The sequence below is a fragment of the Cryobacterium sp. M15 genome (assembly GCF_002929675.1).
Taxonomy (GTDB): domain Bacteria; phylum Actinomycetota; class Actinomycetes; order Actinomycetales; family Microbacteriaceae; genus Cryobacterium; species Cryobacterium lyxosi.
Genome location: NZ_PJJW01000035.1, coordinates 85,586 through 104,258 on the forward strand (window position 1 = coordinate 85,586; position 18,673 = coordinate 104,258).

An 18,673-nucleotide genomic window follows, 5' to 3' on the forward strand; every position below is an offset into this window, starting at 1 on the left:
ACAATAAATGAACTTTGACTGGGAATTCAACGGATTGCCGTTGCACGTGCTGATCGTGCACGCGGTCGTGATCGTGGTGCCGTTGGCCGCGCTGTGCGCGGTGCTCACCGCATTCTGGCCGGCCGTTCGGCGGCGGCTGGGCATTGTGACGCCGCTCATCGCCCTCGCCGCGCTTGTGTTGGTTCCCCTCGCGGTGCAGGCGGGCGAATGGCTGCAGTCCCGCCTCGTCACCATCACACCATTGCTCGGTGCGCACACGTCCCTGGGTGGCACCTTGCTGCCGTGGGTGATCGCTTTGTTCCTCGTGGCTGCGCTGCAATGGGGCTGGTATCGCTACAGCAACGGTGACGGCGCCCGTTCCGCGTCTGTTCTCCGCAGCCGTACCGGGCGCCTGATTGTCACTGTCATTATCGATCTCGTGGTTGTGGTGAGCGCGGTCGGAGCGGTGGTCACAGTGGCGCTCATTGGAGAATCGGGATCACGGGCAGTCTGGACCGACCTCTTCACCTCGTAGGGGTGCCGCCCAAAAGTGCGGCACCCCTGTCTCGTCTGCTGGTCAGGCGCGACGCCGGGGCGGCTGGGGTTTCTGCACGGCCAGTTCGCCCCCCACTCGTCCGCCGAACGGACGGCCGTGGTCGGCGAACTCCTCGCGAAAGTAGCCCATCCGCCACGGGCCCATTTCAAGTCGTGAACCGGTGCGCAAAATCTGCCCGTTGCGGATGCTGTGACCGTCGTCGGACGGTCGAGAGCTGGCCGCGACGTCACCGCTGGCAAACAGACGGTACTCGTCGTTGTCATCGTGGCGAATCTCGGCGTGCAGGGGTTTCAATCCCGGCAATTGCAGGTCGGCCGCAGCCGAGGAGCCGATCGTTGTTATGCCCGGCAGTAGATCGAATTCACGGGGCATCTGCCCGTTCCAGTTCTGTGACCCCACGACGAAAATGAGGCGAGGACGCCCGCTACCGGGCGTGTAGTGAGTCGTCGTGACGCGGCGGCGACTGTGCCGGTCGAAGGTCGGAACGAGCGGGAACACGGTTGATGGCGGAAGCGGAATCGCCACGGGCATCCGCGACTGTCCCCGCATTCGCGCTTGTACCAGCGGGCCCAAAGCCGTGCGGGACCCGAGTACGATGTTTGGCGACCGCGTCACGAGACGTTGCGTGACGGATGCATGCACGTCGCCCAGCCGGGCGATCAGCCCGACGGGACCGGTGATGGAGACAGTCAGACCACGACTGGCCAACTCGGAGGCGAGCGCGCGTAACGGTTCCAGGTTGAGTGCTCGGCCCTGCACGAACATTTCGGGGTTGCTCGTAAAGACAGTGATTTCCGTACCGTTGGCAGTGACCGTGCCGTGCATGGCATCCTCGGCCCCGAAGGAATCACCGAATTCCGAACCGGTCGAATCCTTATCAGGATTAGCTTTCGAAGCGCCGACTGCGCCGGTGGGCTCCACCAGGGAGAAGCCGAGATCGATGTTCAGCTTGACGCGGGACGGTGTCCGTTTGGCGGTCGATGCTTTCGAGTTTCCGGTTGGGGAGCCCGCTGCGGCGTTCACATCAGCTCCGAAAGGGGTCGGAGCCGGCTGTCTTCTCGTCGCTGGTTGTGACGCGCAGGGTTCCGTTGAATTTCCACACTGCTCGCGGGGCGTCGGGGCCGATGTCACGGGGAACCTCGACGACCATATCTACGAAACTGTAGTTGATAGCGGCGCCTTTGCCCGTAAGGTACGACCACATCTCCTGCCCGAGGTCGGTCCAGTCTGTGATGGTGCGCTCGGCGTTGTCAGGGGAGCTTTCGACATTACCCAGGTACGTCTGTCGTTCGGTCACGGTAGGTTCCTTTTCGCTCGCAGGGAAGTGTTGCCGGTTCCGGTAACTGCGCCGGTCACGAGGACGAACCTCGCGATTCCCTACTTTAGCTACCTAGTTGTGCGGCGTAAAGGATTCCACGTAAACGGGAACGGGTATCACTCGGCGTCGAGGTCGGTCTCAAGAATCTTGACGAGGGAGTCGAGAGCCTCGTCGGCGCCGTCGCCCTCTGCTCGCAGCACCACGGTGTCGCCGTTGGAGGCGCCCAGGCTCATGATCGAGAGAATGCTCGAGGCATCCATGGCGTCGTCGACCGGTTCGCCGGCCATGGCGATGGTGACCTCGATGGGTAATTCGCCAACGGCGGCGACGAAAATACCAGCCGGGCGGGCGTGCAGGCCGACGCGACTGGCAATGACGGCGGTTCGTTCAGACATGGGATCCTCCTGAGTAAGCGTGTGAAAAGTCGGCGGGATGAAAAGGGTTCGACGGGTTAGAGACCCAGCGTATTGAGTATGGGTAATTTCTCGCGAACCAAACGACGCGCGTCCGTCGCCGAGTGCGCCGTCAACGCCACCTTGGCGAGCTGCTGCGCCTCGGGGAGCGTCACACTCGCGAGCACCGCGGCGACGGATGACAGTGCCCGCGCGGTCATCGACAGTGTGGCCACGCCGAGTCCGACGAGTACGACTGCCAGGGCGGGATCGGCTGCGGCCTCGCCGCAGACACCGACCGGTTTGTCGTGCCCCTCGTCACGCGAGCCGTTCACGGTGAGACGAATCAGCTGCAGAACGGCCGGCTGCCATGGCGTGTTGAGGGCGGCGAGCGGGCCGAGCTGGCGGTCGGCGGCCATGGCATATTGGGTGAGGTCGTTGGTGCCGAGACTCACGAAATCGACGTGCTCGAGAATGCTCGCGGCGGTCAGCGCGGCCGAGGGCACTTCGATCATAACGCCGGGTGTCGCGAGGCCGGCGGCTGAGCAGAGTGAGGCGAAGTGCTCGGCTTCCTCCGCCGTGGAGATCATCGGGGCCATCACCCATACGTGCGCCTGGGTACCCTCAGCGGCCTGGGCGATAGCGGTGAGCTGACGCTCGAGCACGCCGGGCGAGGTGAAATCGGTGCGGTAGCCGCGCACGCCGAGCGCCGGGTTCGGTTCGGAGGCATCCGTCAGAAACGGTAGCGGCTTGTCGGCGCCGGCATCGAGAGTGCGCACGACGACCTTCTTACCGGGAAAAGCATCGAACACCCCGCGGTAAGCCTCCACCTGTTCAGCGATGGAAGGCTCGGTGTCGCGTTCCAGAAAACAGAACTCGGTGCGCAGCAAGCCAACGCCCTCGGCGCCGGCTGCCGCGGCCTTGACCGCATCCTTCGAGCCGCCGACATTGGAGAGCAGGGGAACCAGGTGGCCGTCTTGCAGCCGCCCGGTGCCGTCGAACACGGCTAGGGCGGCGGTGCTGGTCTCCCACGCTTTGGCGAGGGCGACCTCGTCGACACCAGGGTCGACCAGAATGGTGCCCGCAGCCCCGTCGACGAAAATGCGGGTGCCATCGGCGAGGGCGGTGACCCCGACAGCGGCGACCACCGCGGGCAGCCCGAGAGCCCGGGCGATGATAGCGGTGTGGGACTGCGGTCCGCCGCTCGACGTGACGAGCGCGATCACCTTAGCCGGGTCGAGGGTGGCGGTGTCGGCCGGTGCGAGGTCCTCGGCTATCAGAATGAACGGGGTGTCAGAATAGGGAATGCCAGGGGCAGGAACGCCGCGCAGCTCGGCGACGATGCGCCCGCGCACGTCGAGCACATCGGTCGCCCGCTCGGCCATGTAGCCCCCGAGGTTGTGCAGCATCTCGGCCACCGACGCAGCGGCGTCCCAAATGGCCCGCTCCGGCGAGGCACCGTTGGTAATGAGCTTGATAGCGGCCTTGACCAGCATCGGGTCATTCGCCATCAGAGCTGTCGCCTCCAGCACCTCCCGGCCGGCACCGAAGGCGCCGACCGAGCGGGCGGTGAGGTTGGTCTGCACAGCTTTCGCGGCGGTACGCAGAGCGGTGGATGCTTCCTCCGGCGACGTTCCCTCAGCCAGACGCTCGCCCACAGCGGGTTCGCGCACGGCCTGGGGCATCAATAAAATGGAGCCGATGATGCGTCCGGGGCTGACTCCGACTCCAGTGAAGGTGCGGCCGATTTCGGACTGGTCTGTACTGGCACTGCCTGGGAGCGTCTGCACGATCGTCCTCATTCCTTTTCTCCCCAGCGGGCGGCTGGCGTTACTGTACTGCGTGCCGTTCCGCGCGCGTGTCTGATGCTTGTCGGGTTACGCGTTCACGAGAACGGCTTCCGGGGCATCGACCGCGCGCTTCCGCACCGCGTAACGCTTGAGTCCGACGACGGCAAACGCCGATACAACAGTACCGATCGCAACGGCGAGCAGGAACAGCAGGAAGTTGTCGATCGCGAAGAACACGAATACTCCACCGTGCGGCGCCTTGCTCGTGATGTTCCAGGCCATCGACAGCCCGCCGGTGACGGCGGCGCCGAGCATCGCGGCCGGAATCACCCGGAAGACGTCGGCGGCGGCGAACGGAATGGCGCCCTCGGAGATGAACGAGGCACCGAGCAGCCACGCCGCCTTGCCGTTCTCGCGCTCAGTCACGCTGAACAGCTTCCTGTCGAGAACGGTGGCGAGGGCCATCGCGAGCGGCGGCACCATGCCGGCGGCCATGACCGCGGCCATGATCTGCCACGGCGCCTGGTTGGCGAGGGTTGCCGCGCCGAGGCCGGCGACGGCGAAGGCGTAGGCGACCTTGTTGACCGGGCCACCGAGGTCGAAGGCCATCATGAGGCCCAGGATGACACCGAGAATCACAGCGGATGCCCCGGTCATGCCGTTCAGCCAGTCGCCCAGTCCCACGGTGAGCAGGGCAATCGGCCCGCCGAGAACGATGAACATCAAACCGGAGGCGACGATCGACGCGATGAGGGGAATGATCACGACGGGCATCAGGCTACGCAGCCAGCGCGGAACGTTGAGCTTGGCGAAGCTCGCGGCCACGATACCGGCGAGCAGGCCGCCGACGATGCCGCCGAGGAATCCGGCGCCCATGAAACCGGCGACGGAGCCGGCGACGAAGCCCGGTGCGATACCGGGGCGGTCGGCGATGGCGAAGGAGATGTATCCGGCCAGTGCCGGAACGAGGAAGCCCATCGATAGGGCGCCGATCTTGAAGAAGACAGCGCCGAGGTAGGTAAGCATGCCGCCGTCGGGGAGGTTGAACAAGCTGTTGTTCAGCACGACCTCGTCGGCTACCTCCGTGATCGCGTAGCCGCCGAGTGCAAAGCCGAGGGCGATGAGCAGCCCTCCGCCGGCGACGAAGGGAATCATGTAGCTGACACCGGTGAGCAGCGCGCGCTTGAGCTTCTGGCCCAGGTGCTCGCTCTTCTCCGTCGCGTCATTCTGGTCAACGGTTCCGCTCACCCGACGGGCATTCGGGTTGAGGGCAGCAGCGAGGGCCTCTTCGATCAACCGGCCGGGTTCGTCGATGCCGCGCTTGACCGGGGCGTTGATGACGGGCTTGCCAGCGAAGCGTTCCCGGCCGCGCACGTCGACGTCGACGGCGAAGATGACGGCGTCGGCCGCAGCGATGACCGCGGGGTCGAGCGGGGTGAGGCCGGCTGACCCCTGGGTTTCCACCTGGAGGTCGACTCCAACCGCTTTGGCCGCGGCAACCAGGGAATCGGCGGCCATGTAGGTGTGCGCGATTCCGGTCGGGCAGGCGGTGACGGCGACGATTCGCTTCATGCCGGTCTGTGCTGAACCGGTACCGGTGTTCGCACTGTCAGTGGCGGCGTGGGCGCCGGCTGCTACGGCCACCGGGGCGACGACGTTGTTGACGAGTTCGACGATCTGCTGCGTGTTGGATGCATCGCGCAGCGCGGCGGTGAAGTCCTTCTTCATGAGCGACCGGGCGAGCTTGGCCAAAATCTGCAGGTGCTCCTGGTCGGCGCCGTCGGGTGCTGCAATGAGAAAGACGAGGTCGGCCGGGCCGTCTTTCGAGCCGAAATCGACCGGGGTCGACAGGCGGGCGAGCGCGAGCGTGGGTTCCAGCACGGCGGTGGAGCGGCAGTGCGGGATAGCGAGGCCCCCCGGGATGCCGGTGGCGGTCTTCGCCTCGCGGGCGAGGGCATCCGCGTACAGAGCCTCGATTTCCGTGGCCCGACCCGACGCGACGACGAGCTCGGCCAGGTGCCGAATGACGTCCTTCGGCTCGGTACCGAGATAGGTGTCCAGAGCGACAAGCTCCGGGGTAATCAGTGCACTCACTGGTCATCCTCCTTTGGATGTGTGGCCAGTACCAGCCGGGGGGCCGGTGCTGGGGCAAGGTCCGTCACGGTGACGGCGCTGGGGTTGGTTTGGTGCAGGGCAGGAACAGTGGAACCGGGTAGGGAGGCTGCGGCGGCGCCGTGCGCGGTGGCTTGGCGCAGGCAGGAGGGGGCGCTCGCGCCGAGATTGCTCTGCAGCAGGTAGCCGGCCAGGGCGGAGTCGCCGGCGCCGACAGTGCTGACGGCGCGCATCGGGGGAGTGGTAGCGAGCCAGCTGCCCTCGGCGGTGACGAGTACGGCACCCTTCGCTCCGAGCGTCGCGAGCACGGCACCGACACCGCCCGCGATGAGCACGCGAGCCGCGTCCACCACTCGCGCGGGGTTCGCCTCGAGCGTGTCGCCGTCGAAGAGTCCGCTGAGCTCGGCGAGTTCCTCAGCGTTGGGCTTGAGCAGATCAGGGTGAGCCAGCGCGGCTGCGGCGAGCGGGCCGCCCGAGGAATCCACGGCGACCTTCGGTGCGTCACTGCCGAGCCGAGCGCGCAGCTCACGAATGATCTGGGCGTAGAAATCGTCGGGCACACCGGGCGGAACCGACCCGGCCAGCACGAGCCAGCTCGCGCCGACCGCCTGCTCCAGCACCAGGTCGATGAGTGCACGCTGCTGGTCCGGGCTCAGCCTCGGGCCGGGTTCATTGACTTTGGTCGTCGTGCCGTCGGGTTCGGTGATCGCGACGTTGCTGCGGAGCGGCTGGCCGATCGGCAGGCCGAGGTGCGGTACCCCGTGGCTGGTCAGGGCGATCAGCACCGGGTCGTCGGGGTCGCCCGGCAGAATGGCGAGGCTTCTGATGCCACTCGTTTCGAGGGCGCGGCAGATGTTGACGCCTTTGCCGCCGGGTTCGCCGTGGGCGGCGACCGCCCGTTGCACCTCGCCGCGCGCGAGCGGGCCGGCCAGTTCGATGGTGCGGTCGAGGCTCGGGTTGGGGGTCAGGGTGACGATCATGCGATTACCACGTCGACGTCGGCTGCGGCGAGTGCGGCGGCCAGGTGAGCGGATGGCGCAGCATCCGTTACCAGGGTATCGATCGCTGCGAGGGCGGCAAAGCAGACCAGCGTCTCTTGGTCGAGTTTGCTGGAGTCGGCGAGCACGACGACGCGGCGGGCCGACCGCACGATGGCCGATTTGACGGCCGCTTCGACCGAGTCCGGGGTACTCAGGCCGAAGCTTGCGCTGATGCCGTTGGTGCCGATGAAGGCGATATCAGGACGCAGTGCCCCGAGCTGCGCCACGGTGCCGGCACCGACGATGGCACGGGTCAATCCGCGTACGAGGCCACCGAGTATATGCAGTTGGATCGCTTCGTTGCGGGAGAGTTTGCCGGCGATCGGCACCGCATTCGTGACCACGAGCAGCTGATCACCAGCAACCGCGGGCGTGAAGCCACCCAGACGGTCAGCGAGGCGCTCCGTGGTGCTGCCGGCGTCGAGCAGGATCGACCCGGTGCGACTGGTGGGGATCATGCGCATCGCGGTGTCGGCAATGCGCGACTTCTGGTCGAGGCGCTGCGTCTGGCGTTCATCGAGGCTCGGCTCCGACAGGCTCAGGCGATCGATGGCCACGGCGCCGCCGTGCACGCGACGTAACTGTCGGGCGGCCTCAAGGGTGTCGAGGTCGCGCCGCACGGTCTCAGCGGTGATGGCGAACCGCGAGGCGAGGTCGGTCACGCTGACTCGCCCCTCGGTTGCCACGAGAGCGGCGATTAAGAGTTGACGTTCTTCGGCGAACACGAAAGCCTCCTCGACGATGAGTGACGAAGTCACGAATTTGGTTTCATTGACTTTACCTGCGTTTATTTCTGTTTGTCAAAAAAAAAGAAGAAAAACAAAGAATCACCGATGGGCCGCAGGGTCGACTCGGAGCGAGCAGCGCCCAGCGGATTCCGCCGGTCGGCGCTGTCGGTGGGCCCCGGTAGCGTAAATAGCATGAAGATCCTGCACACCTCGGACTGGCACATCGGGCGCACCTTCCATACCCATTCCACGCTCGAGCACCTGGGACTCGTGCTGGATGCCCTCGTTGCGGTGGTGGCGGAACGCGCTGTCGACGTGGTGGCGGTGGCGGGTGATGTGTTCGATTCCGCGATGCCCTCCAAAGAGAGCTATGCGCTGCTGACCGACACGTTGCGGCGGTTGAAGGAGGCAGGGGCCTCCGTTGTGATGACGAGCGGCAATCATGATTCGGCGACTCGGCTCGGCTTCCAGTCGGAGTGGGCGGCACTGGCCGGCATTCACGTTGTGACCCGGCCCGATCAATACGCCTCACCCATCACCATCACCGACGAGCATGGCCCAGTGCATTTTTATGGCATTCCGTATCTCGAGCCCGCACTCATTCGCCACCTGCACCCGGGTGTATCGCTGAAAACGCACGAACAGGTTCTCGATTTCGCCATGACGCGGATTCGCGACGATCTGGCACTGCGCCGCCTCACTGAGTGCGGCGGCCGCAGCGTCGTACTCTCGCACTGCTTTGCGGCCGGCGTCGCCCCGGCCACCGAGTCGAGCGATGTGGAGCGCGACATCACCGCCGGCGGACTCGACGTCGTACCGCTTCAGGTTTTCGACGGGTGCGACTACGTCGCCCTCGGCCACATCCACGGGCGGGCCACTCTGACCGAGCGGGTGCGCTACTCCGGGGCGCCGCTGCACTACTCCTTCGCCGAGGCCGGCAAGGCGCGCGGCGCCTGGCTGGTCGAACTCGATGCCGGTGGTCTCGGCCCGATCGAGTGGGTCGACCTGCCCGTTCCGCGCCGACTCGTCGTTCTTTCCGGTGAACTCGCTGATCTGCTCGCTGACGAGGCATATGCCGACAACGAGGGCGATTGGGTCAAAGCCATCCTCACCGACCAGGTGCGCCCGCTTGACGCCATGCGCGCACTTCACTCCCGATTTGCGCACGCGGTTGCGCTCGAGCACCGGCCAGCGTTCACAGTCGAAGCGGATGGCTCCACCTACGCCGAGCGTATTCGCGCGGCCACGGGTGATCCCGAGATCGTGGCGGGCTTCTTGGCGTTCGTGCGCAATGGGGTCGGGCCCAGCGAGTTTGAAAGGGCGTTGATCGCAGAACTGCTGAACGAACAGAATGCGAAGGAGGTGAACGCATGAAGATCAAGCGACTGCGTCTGGCCGGGTTCGGACCGTTCAAGAACGAACAGGTCGTCGATTTTGAGCGCTTTGATGCCGACGGAATCTTCCTCATCACCGGTAAAACCGGCGCCGGTAAATCCAGTATCCTCGACGCCATTTGTTTCGCTCTGTATGACAAGGTGCCGCGGTTTCCCGACGGAAAGCAGCCGTTGCGCAGCGACTACTGTGAGCCCGATGATCCCACCTATGTCGAACTCGACTTCAGCCTGCGCGGGCGTGATTACCGTCTGTTCCGCACCCCGGAGTATGAACGAGCTAAGAAGAAGGGCACTGGAACCACCACGGCAGCCGCCACTGCTGTGCTTTATGTTCTGCACGGCACCGAATGGCGGGCGAGTGCGGCCAAGGTGCAAGCCGTCGGCCTTGAACTGAGCGCGATCCTGCCCTTGAAGGCCGACCAATTCCTCCAGGTGATCCTGCTCGCCCAGAACCGGTTCCAATATTTTCTCCTGGCCAAAACCGATGAACGGCGTGCCGTGCTGCGCAGCCTGTTCGGAACCACCCGGTTCGAACGACTGGAAACCGCGCTCGTGCTGCGCCGCAAGTCACTCGACGACCGGCTCGCTGACGTCCAGCGTGATGTCGCGGAACAGACCACCGCTGCCCTGCATCAGCTTCGACTTTCCGAAGCACCAGTCGCGCCCGACCTCGGCTGGTTCCGTGACGCTCTGGCCGGCCTGAATAGCGCAGTCGACATCGCCTCGGCGGAGGCGACCCGTGCGGCTGCTCGGCTGTCCGCTGTAAGCGAGGAACATAGAGCGGCAACGGAGACCCAGCGACGTCAGGCGCGGCGCGTTCTGGCCGACACCGCTCTTGCCACCCTCGAGAGCCGCCACGCCGCGGTCGAGGAGCAACGCGGCACGCTGCTGCGCGCGGCCCGTGCGGCACGGGTCTGGCCGCATATTCGGACTAGCCGGGCCGCGACTCGTGAATGGCAGACAGCCCTGGCCGATGAAACCACGGCCAGGATCGCTTGGTTGCCTTTTGGCGACAGCGGTGCCAGTGACAGCGGTGCCAGTGATAACGGTGCCAGGGACAGCGGTGGCGATTCGCAGCGGGCGCTTCGTCCGATCATGGATGCCCTCGTAGGACGGCTCGGAGCGCTGGCAGAGGTGCTCGCGGAAGAAAAACAGCTCCCAGCGCTGAACCGAGAGATCACAGCCTTGTTTGACGCGCTTGCCGGCCACACTGATAGCCTGACGCGTGCCCAGCAGCGAATCGATGAGCTGCCCCAGCAGATTGATTTCGTCGGCGAGCAACTCACGGCGGCAACCCTCGCCGCAGCCGGAACGACAGACGCCGCTGAGGCCTTGCGCCGCGCTGAAATCGGGTTTGCGGCCGCCGAAGACGTGGGGGTTTTGCTGCAGGAATTGGCCACGGCAGACACGCAACTGTTGGAGCGCAGTCGTGACAACGCGGCAGCCGCTGTCGACTACGAGGCGCTCGTGACCCGCCGGTTCGCCGGGCAGGCGTCTGAACTAGCCAGCCGTCTGGTCGAAGGTCATCCCTGTGCGGTCTGCGGGGCCATCGAACACCCTGCTCCGGCAGCAGCGGAGGGCGAGCTGGTCACCCCAGCCGACCTCACCACGGCCCGCCTGAATATGCAGGGCCGCCAACAGGAGCTGACCGATGCCCAGGAGACCTCGACGTCGCTGACGAATCGTCTCGGGCAGGCGCAGGCGCTGGCCGGGCAGCGAAGCGTCGGTGAACTGCGAACCGAGTGCGTTGCTGCCCGTGCCCGGTTGGCCACCGCGCGCACGGCTGCTGACCTGATCGGCGGGCTTCGGCACGAACAAGTCGACCTTCGGCAGTCCCAGACCACCGCTTCGGCTGCCTTGGTGAGCCTCCGTGCAGCGCGCGATATGGCGGCCGATACCCATAGCGAGCGATCTGGGCAGCGCGACCTGCTCACGGCCCGCGTGGGCGCGCAGCGTGGTGCAAGCGGTACCGTGACCGATCAAGTACGCGCACTGCAGCACGAGCTGGACTGCGCGCGCGCACTAAGTGACGCCCTCATACTCAGCCGGCAACGCGCCGATGCCCGTGATGCGTCCACTCTCGACCTCGCGAACCAGCTGGCGGAGGAAGACTTCGACGATGAGGAGACGGCGTCCGGGGCGCGGCTTGACGAGGGCCAGGCCATCCAGCTGGCGAACGCCGTGCGGTCCTATGACGACCAACGTGCAGCAGCCCTGGCGGCTGTGGCCGATCCTGAGCTGGTCGATCTTCCCTCAGATCCGATCGATCTCGAGCCGTCCCTGCGAGCCTTCGAAGCCGCGAGCAACGCGCGCGATGACGCTGTGAGCTCGCACAGCTCGCTCGCCGAACGTGCCGGCCAGCTGCAAGCGCTCGTGCAGAGAGTCACGACGCGATTTGCGGCATCCGCTGACCTGATAGACCAGCACTTTCAGGTGCGTGCGCTAGCCGATGTCGTGCAGGGCGACGAACCGAACACGAAACGGATGCGTCTGGAGACCTATGTCCTGGCCGCCCAGCTGGAAGAAATCGTCGTGGCGGCGAACGTGCGCCTGCGCACGATGACAAGCGAACGCTACACCCTTGAACACGATGACTCGCGCGTGAAGGGTGGCGCTCGGTCCGGGCTGGGGCTGGCGATCCGAGATGAGTTCACCGGTCGCGCCCGGCCAACGCATTCGCTATCCGGGGGTGAAACATTCCTTGCTTCTCTCGCACTCGCGCTCGGGCTAGCCGAGGTGGTCACCGGGCAAGCGGGTGGTATCACCCTCGATACCCTGTTCGTCGACGAGGGCTTCGGCTCGCTCGACAGCGAGACCCTCGAGACGGCCATGAGTACCCTTGACACCCTGCGCGCCGGCGGACGCACGATCGGCCTGATCAGCCACGTTGACTCAATGAAAGAGCAGATTCCGGCGACGCTGCGCATCTCGGTCACCGATCAGGGATACAGCCGGATCGAGGCCGACACCCCGATCGAATGACTTTTCACAGGCCGTACTCTGGCTGTCCAATGGCCGTGCGGGGCGGCCGAGCTGAGGAAATGGAGGGCTTTGGCCATTGCCGATCAGTGGTGAGCCTGTCACGATCGGAGCGTGACCGCAACGAAGCGAGCCTGCCAGGGAGCCCGAATGAAAAAGATCCTCTATATCGACCTCGATAACACCCTCGTCAATGTGCAGTCGGGAATCGATCGACTCACCAATGCCGAGTACTCGCGCTATGAGAAAAGACTCGACGAAGTGCCTGGAATTTTCGCCCGGATGGAACCGATCAGCGGTGCCATCGACGCTTTTCACACCCTCGCCCAATCGTTCGATACGTATATTCTTTCGATGGCCCCGTGGGGTAACGCGAGTGCCTGGCAACACAAGCTTGAGTGGGTGCAGGAACACCTCGGAGCAGAGGCCGGTGGGCCGGCCTACAAACGGCTCATTCTGTCGCACCACAAGCATCTCAATCGCGGCGACTTTCTCGTCGACGACGGATCGGCCGTTGGCGCTGACCGGTTTGAGGGCGAATTGATCAAGTTTCTGACCCCACTGTTTCCCGACTGGAACACGGTGACGCGCTATCTGCTGGAGCGGGCCGGCAACTCGCCGTACCCGGACGTGGCGCGCCGGACCGGAAAGCGACCGGCGATACGGGGCGGAGCCGCTTTTTCTCGATAACCGCGATTGTCTCGCTATCCTCCTGCCGTCCGACCGGTCACAACCCGCTTGAGTGAATCCCGCAACGGAAAAGGTTGACGTGGCCCTTGAGCGCCCGCCTGCGGCGTTGTATATTACAATTGTTCTGACCAGACCTGGTGTCCTTGCGAACGGACTGGTCCTTCTTGCTTTGCACGATTTCGACCGGCAATCACGTTTCGCGGCTCACCAAACTAAGTCGCGATCTTTTGATTAGGGGTTTACCCACATGTGAATATGGGGTAATCTCACTTTCAGACAGGCATGGATCGGTCTCGGTGATTTACTCGGGCCGGTGCGGGCCACCAAGTGATCGGGTGAAGACGATGGTGGAACTGAAGAAGACGACGGAACTCAAATCGGATTTCATTCCGATGGGCGAGGTGTGTGCCGATGAGCGTTCGAGAATGGCTTTCGGCAAGGCGGGTGTGCACCGGGACGACCGGTATGCCGTAGCAGTGAACGCCGAGGGTGAGATTCTCCTGACCCCGCTCGTGTCTATCCCGCGTCGTGAGCTTCTGGTCTGGGACGACGAAGGCATCCGTGCCGCTTTGGTGCGCGGCCTCGAACACAGCAGCAAGGAAGATACCAGCGAGGGTGGCGACTTCACCCGGTTCGCCGGTGAGGAGCACGCGGTCGATGAGTCAGTCGCTCCCGCCGAGCCCCAGTCATGAGCTTTACGCTCTTACTCACACGGGAAGCGGCGTCAGGATTATCCATCCTCGAAACGAAACCTCAACTGGTCGGTCGGCTGAAGCGGGTGCGCACTGCTCTCGGACGGCTGCAGCTCAACCCCGACGATCCCGCATTGCGCTCGCACAGATACGTGTCGCTAGCTGGTAAGAAGGGCGAGGCGGTCTGGGACTCGTATATCGAACATCGCACCCCGACCGCCGGCCGCATCTACTGGCACTACGGCCCCGGCCTTGACCGCATCACCGTTGTGATCATCACGCCACACCCCTAGATCTTTCCGTGTCGGCTGTTACGCCCTAGAACGGGTGGAGCAGCCGGTGCAAAAACTGGCGGGTGCGTTCCTGCTCCGGGTGCCGCAGCAACTTCTTCGGCTCGCCATGCTCGACGATGACGCCGCCGTCCACGAAGGCGATCTCATGCGCGACCTCGCGGGCGAATTCGAGTTCATGCGTGACGATGACCATGCTCCAGCCTTCGTCGGCCAGCTCCTTGATCAGGCGCAGCACATCGCCCACGAGCTCCGGATCGAGGGCCGAGGTCGGCTCGTCGAACAAGAGCAGCTGCGGGCGCAGCGCGAGGGCCCGCACAATGCCGACCCGCTGCTGCTGGCCGCCGGAGAGTTCGAACGGAAAGCTGCCCTGCTTGTCTGTCAGGCCGACCCGTGCGAGAAGGGCGAGCGCCTCGGCCGTAACCTCGGCGACCGGGCGGCGTTGCACGATGACCGGTCCTTCGATCACGTTCTGCAACACGGTTTTATGCGGAAAAAGGTTGTAGTGCTGAAAGACCATGGCCGACCTGTCACGCAAGGCGCCGAGCGCTTTCGGCGAGGTCTTCGCGGCGAAGTCAATGGTCACCGACGCGGACGACGCGGGGCCCCTGCCGCTAGCGGTGCCGCCACCAGCCCGGTCAACAATTACTGCAGCGGCGACCTCGATGGTGCCGCCGTCGGGAAGCTCCAGTCCGTTCAGGCACCGCAAAATTGTGGTCTTACCGGAGCCGGACGGACCGATCAGGGCCAGCACCCGGCCGCGGCCTACGGTGAGGTCGACCGACTCCAGCACCCGATTGCTGCCGAAACTCTTCTGTAGTCCGCGCACACGAAGCAGGGCAGCGGATGCCGCAGCCTCTGTTTGGCCGGTCGTCGTGGGGGGATCAGCGGGCGACATAGCGGTCCAATCGCTTCTCGAGAAAACTCTGCCCGGTGGACAGCACCAGGCAGATAACCCAGTAGATGAGGGCTGCTTCGAGGTAGATCAGCATGAATTTCTGACTGAAGGCCGTGATCTGTTGCGCCTCACGGAATAGGTCGGTGACCAGAATCAGGGAGGCGAGTGAGGTGTCCTTGACCAGGCTGATGAACGTATTCGACAGGGGCGGCACCGAAACCCGGGCAGCCTGCGGCAGGATAATGCGGGCGAGGGCCCGACGGTGGGACATGCCGATCATGTAGGCGGCTTCCCACTGGCCCTTCGGCACGGAAAGAATCGCTGCGCGGATGACTTCGGCGGCATAACCGCCGACGTTGATGGAGAAGGCGATTACAGCGCTTGGCCACGGCTCGATGGTCACGCCGACCGACGGCAGTCCGTAGAAGATCACGAACAGCTGCACGAGCAGGGGGGTGCCGCGCACGATCGAGATATAGCCGCGAGCGATGCCCGACACCCAACGCTTCGCCGATAACCGCATGAGAGCGAGAACGAGAGCGAGCACGAGGCCGATCGCGAACGACGTCAGGGCAAGGGGGATCGTGCCCCGCACGGCGCCGTCCAGCAGTGGCCAGAGCGAGCCGACGAACAACTCCCAATCAGGCTGAATCATCGAATAGTCGAGCTATTGGCTGACGTCGGCGCCGAAGTACTTGCCGGAGAGCTCGGCGAGCGTTCCGTCGGCGGTGAGGGTCGCGAGCGCGTCGCTCACGGCCTCGGCCAGCGCGGTGCCGTCTTTCGCGAAGGCGAAGGCACTCTCCGAACGTTCCGTCGTCTCGGCGGCGATTTTCAGGTTGTCGGCGCCGGTGGACTTCTGGTAATCGAGGAAGGTCAGTTTGTCGTTGACTGTGGCATCCACTCGACCCTGCTCGACCAGGGTGACCGATTGGGCCCAGCCCTCGACGGCTTCGACGGTCGCGCCGCTCTCGGTGGCCAGCGTGTTCCAGTTGCTGGTCAACGACTGCGCCGTGGTGAGGCCCTTGAGGCTGGCGAACGACGTGATCGACGTATTGTCGGCGGGAACGACGATGACGCCGGTGGAGTAGGTGTAGGGCGTGGAGAACTCGTACGAGCCCACGCGTTCCGGGGTGATCGACACCTGGTTGGCGATCATGTCCCAGCGGCCGGCGGTGAGGCCGGCGAAAATGGCATCCCACTGGGTTTCTTCGAACGCGGCGTCGACGCCGAGCTCGGCGGCGACAGCTCGCGCCACCTCGACATCGTAGCCAGTGAGCTCACCCGAACCGCCTTCATGGAACGAGAACGGCCGATAGGTGCCCTCGGTGCCGATCGTGAGGGTGCCCGAGTCGAGCACACTGCTCAGCGACTCGTCGGTGGCGCTCGGCGCGGAGCAGCCGGTGAGGGCGAGGGCAACGACACTGAGCAGGGCAGCCGGAATGAGTCTGAGCTTCATGAAAAGTACGCCTAACGAGCTAGATGGGGAGCGCGAGTCGTGCGGGTGCTGCCCCGGAGTTGCGGAAGTCGCGGGTAGCGCCTTCTGTAGGTTGTCAAGGAGCTGCAAGGCGCAGTTATTCCGGCTACATCTAATATAAGGGCTACGAACGCAGGGCCAGGGCGAACGGGAGCACTGCCGATGCGCCGTGCCGTCGCAGCACCCGACTTGCCACGGTCACGGTCCACCGGCTGTCGGCGAGATCGTCGATCAGCAAAATGGGGCGGCCGTCGAACGCAGCGAGTGCCTCAGCCAGCTCGGCGCCAACAGCGAAGCGGTCCCACACGCTGGATAGCCGGTAGGCGCTGTTGCCGCCCGGCTCCCCGGTGGGGCCTCCGTTCACGCAGTCCAGGGCGCCGAGCAAGGGCAACCGACCGACGTCGGATAACGATCGTGCCACCGAATCGATGAGGAGCGGATGCCGCCGCGACGGCATCGAGACGATGGCTGCCGGACGCTCTGCCCACCCCCACTCGGCGAGCACCCGCACACAGGCGGCCAGAAGGGCCGGTGGGGCGGCGGCATCCGCTGCCTGGGCGTCGAATAGGTTCCGCAGCGGACCACCCCAGCCGAGGTCGGTCAGGCGGGCCAGCGCGCGGCCGGGCTCGGCGCGTTCGCCGAGCGCAATCTTGCCGGAGGCCGCGACACCGAGGCTGCTCATGCCGGTGGGCCACTGCGCACGCACATCGATGGCGACGCCGACGCGATCGAGCGATTGCGTGGCCGTCGCCACGGCTCCCTCGGCCACATCAGTCGGGTACCAGGCGCCCTGGCAATTATCACAACGACCGCACGCCACCGCAGTCTCATCGTCGAGGGCGCGCTGCAGAAACTCCATGCGGCATCCACTGGTGGTTTCGAATTCGAGCATGGCCTGCTGCTCACCGAGCCGGGCGGCAGCGATGCGTTCGTAACGCTCCTTGTCGTAGACCCAGGGCTGCCCGGTGGACTGCCAGCCGCCTGTGACCCGGTGCACCGCGCCGTCGACGTCGAGCACCTTGAGCAGTAGCTCGAGCGGCGTGCGTTTCAGGTCGACCCGGGCTTCAAGCGCCGGTGTGGATAAGGGAGCGCCAGCGGCTTCGAGTGCGCCGACCACGGCGAGGGCCTTGGCCTGATTGGGCATTGAGGCGGTGGCGAAATAGTGCCAGATGGCCTCATCTTCGGCGCCGGGCAGCAGCAATACATCGGCCGAGGCGGTGGCACGGCCGGCGCGGCCAACCTGCTGGTAGTAGGCAACGGGGGAGGACGGCGCGCCCAGGTGCAGCACGAAGCCAAGGTCGGGTTTGTCGAATCCCATTCCGAGGGCGCTCGTGGCGATGAGGGCTTTGACCTGGTTGGTCTTGAGTAACTCCTCGGATTCTTCGCGTTCGGCCGTGTCCGTCTGGCCGGTGTAGGCGCGCACCGCGTGACCGGCCTCCCGCAGCAGCCGGGCGGTGTCTTCGGCAGCCGCCACGGTGAGGGTATAGATGATACCGCTGCCGGGCAGGTCGCCGAGGTGGCTGAGCAGCCAGGCGAGGCGCGCCCGCGAATCGGGCAGGCGCAGCACACCGAGCCGCAGCGACGAGCGGGCGAGTGGACCGCGAATGGTGACGACTTCAGCGGTTCCGGCGATGGCGCCATCGAAGCCGGTGGCGACCATGCCAACCTGCTCCGCGACATCCTGCACGACCCGGCTGTTGGCGGTGGCCGTGGTGGCGAGCACGGGCACGCCGGCCGGCATCTGGGCGATCAGGTCACGCAGGCGGCGGTAGTCCGGGCGAAAATCGTGGCCCCAGTCGGAGATGCAGTGCGCCTCATCGACCACGAGCAGTCCAACGCGGGAAATCAGGGCGGGCAGCTGCTCATCGCGGAAAGAGGGATTGTTCAGGCGTTCGGGCGATACCAACAGCACGTCGACCTCGTCGGCGTCGAGCAGGAGCCGCACATCGTTCCACTCGTGCGCGTTCGACGAGTTAATCGACACCGCCCGCACCCCGGCACGGGCCGCGGCGGCGACCTGGTCACGCATCAGGGCGAGCAGCGGCGAGACCAAAATGGTCGGGCCAGCGCCCTGGCGTCGCAGCAGCAGGGTCGCGACAAAGTACACGGCCGATTTGCCCCACCCGGTGCGCTGCACGACGAGCGCGCGGCGACGGTGGTCGACCAGGGTTTCGATGGCCTCGAATTGTCCGTCATGGAAGTCGGCGTCGGCTCGCCCCACCAGGGTGCGCAGAATGGCCAGAGCGGATTCGCGGGTGTCGGTCATCCTTCAAGGGTGCCAGATGCCACCGACAACCCCGTTCCGTATTCTCGCGATACTGATCGCTGGTCGACTCGCCTG

The 18,673-nt window shown here is 65.2% G+C and carries 17 protein-coding genes; 6 read left to right on the forward strand and 11 right to left on the reverse strand.

The window, feature by feature from the left end; all coding sequences use genetic code 11:
• Nucleotides 1–7: 7 nt before the first annotated feature.
• The gene (locus CXY83_RS06995; RefSeq protein WP_104196660.1) at nucleotides 8–514 is read left to right on the forward strand and encodes a hypothetical protein; all 507 of its coding nucleotides are present in this window, start codon (nucleotides 8–10) and stop codon (nucleotides 512–514) included.
• 42 nt (nucleotides 515–556) lie between these two features.
• On the opposite strand, the gene CXY83_RS07000 is transcribed toward CXY83_RS06995, so the two are convergent.
• The 7 genes from CXY83_RS07000 to CXY83_RS07030 all read right to left on the reverse strand — a co-directional run bounded on the left by CXY83_RS07000 (nucleotide 557) and on the right by CXY83_RS07030 (nucleotide 7,912).
• Nucleotides 557–1,558 (reverse strand): FHA domain-containing protein, encoded by a 1,002-nt coding sequence (locus CXY83_RS07000; RefSeq protein WP_233200662.1) that lies wholly within the window; start codon nucleotides 1,556–1,558, stop codon nucleotides 557–559.
• 1 nt (nucleotide 1,559) lies between these two features.
• Nucleotides 1,560–1,832 carry a hypothetical protein gene (locus CXY83_RS07005; protein ID WP_369831134.1) on the reverse strand — a complete coding sequence of 91 codons (273 nt, stop codon included), beginning with the start codon at nucleotides 1,830–1,832 and terminating at the stop codon, nucleotides 1,560–1,562.
• A 137-nt stretch (nucleotides 1,833–1,969) separates the two neighbouring features.
• On the reverse strand, nucleotides 1,970–2,248 hold the full coding sequence (locus CXY83_RS07010; RefSeq protein WP_104196661.1) for an HPr family phosphocarrier protein: 279 nt from the start codon (nucleotides 2,246–2,248) through the stop codon (nucleotides 1,970–1,972).
• Nucleotides 2,249–2,304: 56 nt separating this feature from the next.
• Nucleotides 2,305–4,047 carry a phosphoenolpyruvate--protein phosphotransferase gene (ptsP, locus tag CXY83_RS07015; RefSeq protein ID WP_104196662.1) on the reverse strand — a complete coding sequence of 581 codons (1,743 nt, stop codon included), beginning with the start codon at nucleotides 4,045–4,047 and terminating at the stop codon, nucleotides 2,305–2,307.
• Between the two features lie 75 nt (nucleotides 4,048–4,122).
• Complete coding sequence (locus CXY83_RS07020; RefSeq protein WP_104196663.1) at nucleotides 4,123–6,129, reverse strand: fructose-specific PTS transporter subunit EIIC; 2,007 nt, start codon at nucleotides 6,127–6,129, stop codon at nucleotides 4,123–4,125.
• Nucleotides 6,126–7,127 carry a 1-phosphofructokinase family hexose kinase gene (locus CXY83_RS07025; RefSeq protein WP_104196664.1) on the reverse strand — a complete coding sequence of 334 codons (1,002 nt, stop codon included), beginning with the start codon at nucleotides 7,125–7,127 and terminating at the stop codon, nucleotides 6,126–6,128. Before CXY83_RS07025 ends, CXY83_RS07020 begins: the two co-directional genes overlap by 4 nt.
• Nucleotides 7,124–7,912: a DeoR/GlpR family DNA-binding transcription regulator gene (locus CXY83_RS07030; protein ID WP_104196748.1), complete on the reverse strand. Its 789-nt coding sequence runs from the start codon at nucleotides 7,910–7,912 to the stop codon at nucleotides 7,124–7,126. The genes CXY83_RS07025 and CXY83_RS07030 overlap by 4 nt, the downstream gene beginning before the upstream one ends.
• Before the next feature lie 195 nt (nucleotides 7,913–8,107).
• Here CXY83_RS07030 and CXY83_RS07035 point away from each other — a divergent pair, with 195 nt between their 5' ends.
• From CXY83_RS07035 to CXY83_RS07055, 5 genes are all read left to right on the forward strand, one after another.
• A complete protein-coding gene (locus tag CXY83_RS07035) occupies nucleotides 8,108–9,289 on the forward strand; it encodes an exonuclease SbcCD subunit D C-terminal domain-containing protein (RefSeq protein ID WP_104196665.1) in 1,182 nt (393 codons plus the stop codon).
• Entirely contained in the window at nucleotides 9,286–12,291 is a 3,006-nt protein-coding gene (locus tag CXY83_RS07040) for an AAA family ATPase (RefSeq protein ID WP_104196666.1), read from the forward strand. Before CXY83_RS07035 ends, CXY83_RS07040 begins: the two co-directional genes overlap by 4 nt.
• Before the next feature lie 147 nt (nucleotides 12,292–12,438).
• Complete coding sequence (locus CXY83_RS07045; RefSeq protein WP_104196667.1) at nucleotides 12,439–12,978, forward strand: hypothetical protein; 540 nt, start codon at nucleotides 12,439–12,441, stop codon at nucleotides 12,976–12,978.
• A gap of 344 nt (nucleotides 12,979–13,322) precedes the next feature.
• The gene (locus tag CXY83_RS07050) at nucleotides 13,323–13,670 is read left to right on the forward strand and encodes a hypothetical protein (protein WP_104196668.1); all 348 of its coding nucleotides are present in this window, start codon (nucleotides 13,323–13,325) and stop codon (nucleotides 13,668–13,670) included.
• On the forward strand, nucleotides 13,667–13,963 hold the full coding sequence (locus tag CXY83_RS07055) for a hypothetical protein (RefSeq protein ID WP_104196669.1): 297 nt from the start codon (nucleotides 13,667–13,669) through the stop codon (nucleotides 13,961–13,963). Before CXY83_RS07050 ends, CXY83_RS07055 begins: the two co-directional genes overlap by 4 nt.
• 25 nt (nucleotides 13,964–13,988) lie before the next feature.
• On the opposite strand, the gene CXY83_RS07060 is transcribed toward CXY83_RS07055, so the two are convergent.
• The 4 genes from CXY83_RS07060 to CXY83_RS07075 all read right to left on the reverse strand — a co-directional run bounded on the left by CXY83_RS07060 (nucleotide 13,989) and on the right by CXY83_RS07075 (nucleotide 18,598).
• Nucleotides 13,989–14,858 (reverse strand): amino acid ABC transporter ATP-binding protein, encoded by an 870-nt coding sequence (locus CXY83_RS07060; protein WP_104196670.1) that lies wholly within the window; start codon nucleotides 14,856–14,858, stop codon nucleotides 13,989–13,991.
• Entirely contained in the window at nucleotides 14,845–15,513 is a 669-nt protein-coding gene (locus CXY83_RS07065) for an amino acid ABC transporter permease (RefSeq protein ID WP_104196671.1), read from the reverse strand. The genes CXY83_RS07060 and CXY83_RS07065 overlap by 14 nt, the downstream gene beginning before the upstream one ends.
• A 12-nt stretch (nucleotides 15,514–15,525) precedes the next feature.
• The gene (locus tag CXY83_RS07070; protein ID WP_104196672.1) at nucleotides 15,526–16,314 is read right to left on the reverse strand and encodes an amino acid ABC transporter substrate-binding protein; all 789 of its coding nucleotides are present in this window, start codon (nucleotides 16,312–16,314) and stop codon (nucleotides 15,526–15,528) included.
• A 142-nt stretch (nucleotides 16,315–16,456) separates the two neighbouring features.
• The gene (locus tag CXY83_RS07075; protein WP_104196673.1) at nucleotides 16,457–18,598 is read right to left on the reverse strand and encodes an ATP-dependent DNA helicase RecQ; all 2,142 of its coding nucleotides are present in this window, start codon (nucleotides 18,596–18,598) and stop codon (nucleotides 16,457–16,459) included.
• Nucleotides 18,599–18,673 lie beyond the last annotated feature (75 nt).

Excerpts from the sequence above, each read along its gene's own strand:
- CXY83_RS06995 (WP_104196660.1), top strand. The coding sequence starts at position 8 with ATGAACTTTGACTGGGAATTCAACGGATTGCCGTTGCACGTGCTGATC.
- CXY83_RS07010 (WP_104196661.1), bottom strand. The coding sequence starts at position 2,248 with ATGTCTGAACGAACCGCCGTCATTGCCAGTCGCGTCGGCCTGCACGCC.
- ptsP (WP_104196662.1), bottom strand. The coding sequence starts at position 4,047 with ATGAGGACGATCGTGCAGACGCTCCCAGGCAGTGCCAGTACAGACCAG.
- CXY83_RS07025 (WP_104196664.1), bottom strand. The coding sequence starts at position 7,127 with ATGATCGTCACCCTGACCCCCAACCCGAGCCTCGACCGCACCATCGAA.
- CXY83_RS07035 (WP_104196665.1), top strand. The coding sequence starts at position 8,108 with ATGAAGATCCTGCACACCTCGGACTGGCACATCGGGCGCACCTTCCAT.
- CXY83_RS07040 (WP_104196666.1), top strand. The coding sequence starts at position 9,286 with ATGAAGATCAAGCGACTGCGTCTGGCCGGGTTCGGACCGTTCAAGAAC.
- CXY83_RS07045 (WP_104196667.1), top strand. The coding sequence starts at position 12,439 with ATGAAAAAGATCCTCTATATCGACCTCGATAACACCCTCGTCAATGTG.
- CXY83_RS07050 (WP_104196668.1), top strand. The coding sequence starts at position 13,323 with ATGGTGGAACTGAAGAAGACGACGGAACTCAAATCGGATTTCATTCCG.
- CXY83_RS07055 (WP_104196669.1), top strand. The coding sequence starts at position 13,667 with ATGAGCTTTACGCTCTTACTCACACGGGAAGCGGCGTCAGGATTATCC.
- CXY83_RS07060 (WP_104196670.1), bottom strand. The coding sequence starts at position 14,858 with ATGTCGCCCGCTGATCCCCCCACGACGACCGGCCAAACAGAGGCTGCG.
- CXY83_RS07065 (WP_104196671.1), bottom strand. The coding sequence starts at position 15,513 with ATGATTCAGCCTGATTGGGAGTTGTTCGTCGGCTCGCTCTGGCCACTG.
- CXY83_RS07070 (WP_104196672.1), bottom strand. The coding sequence starts at position 16,314 with ATGAAGCTCAGACTCATTCCGGCTGCCCTGCTCAGTGTCGTTGCCCTC.
- CXY83_RS07075 (WP_104196673.1), bottom strand. The coding sequence starts at position 18,598 with ATGACCGACACCCGCGAATCCGCTCTGGCCATTCTGCGCACCCTGGTG.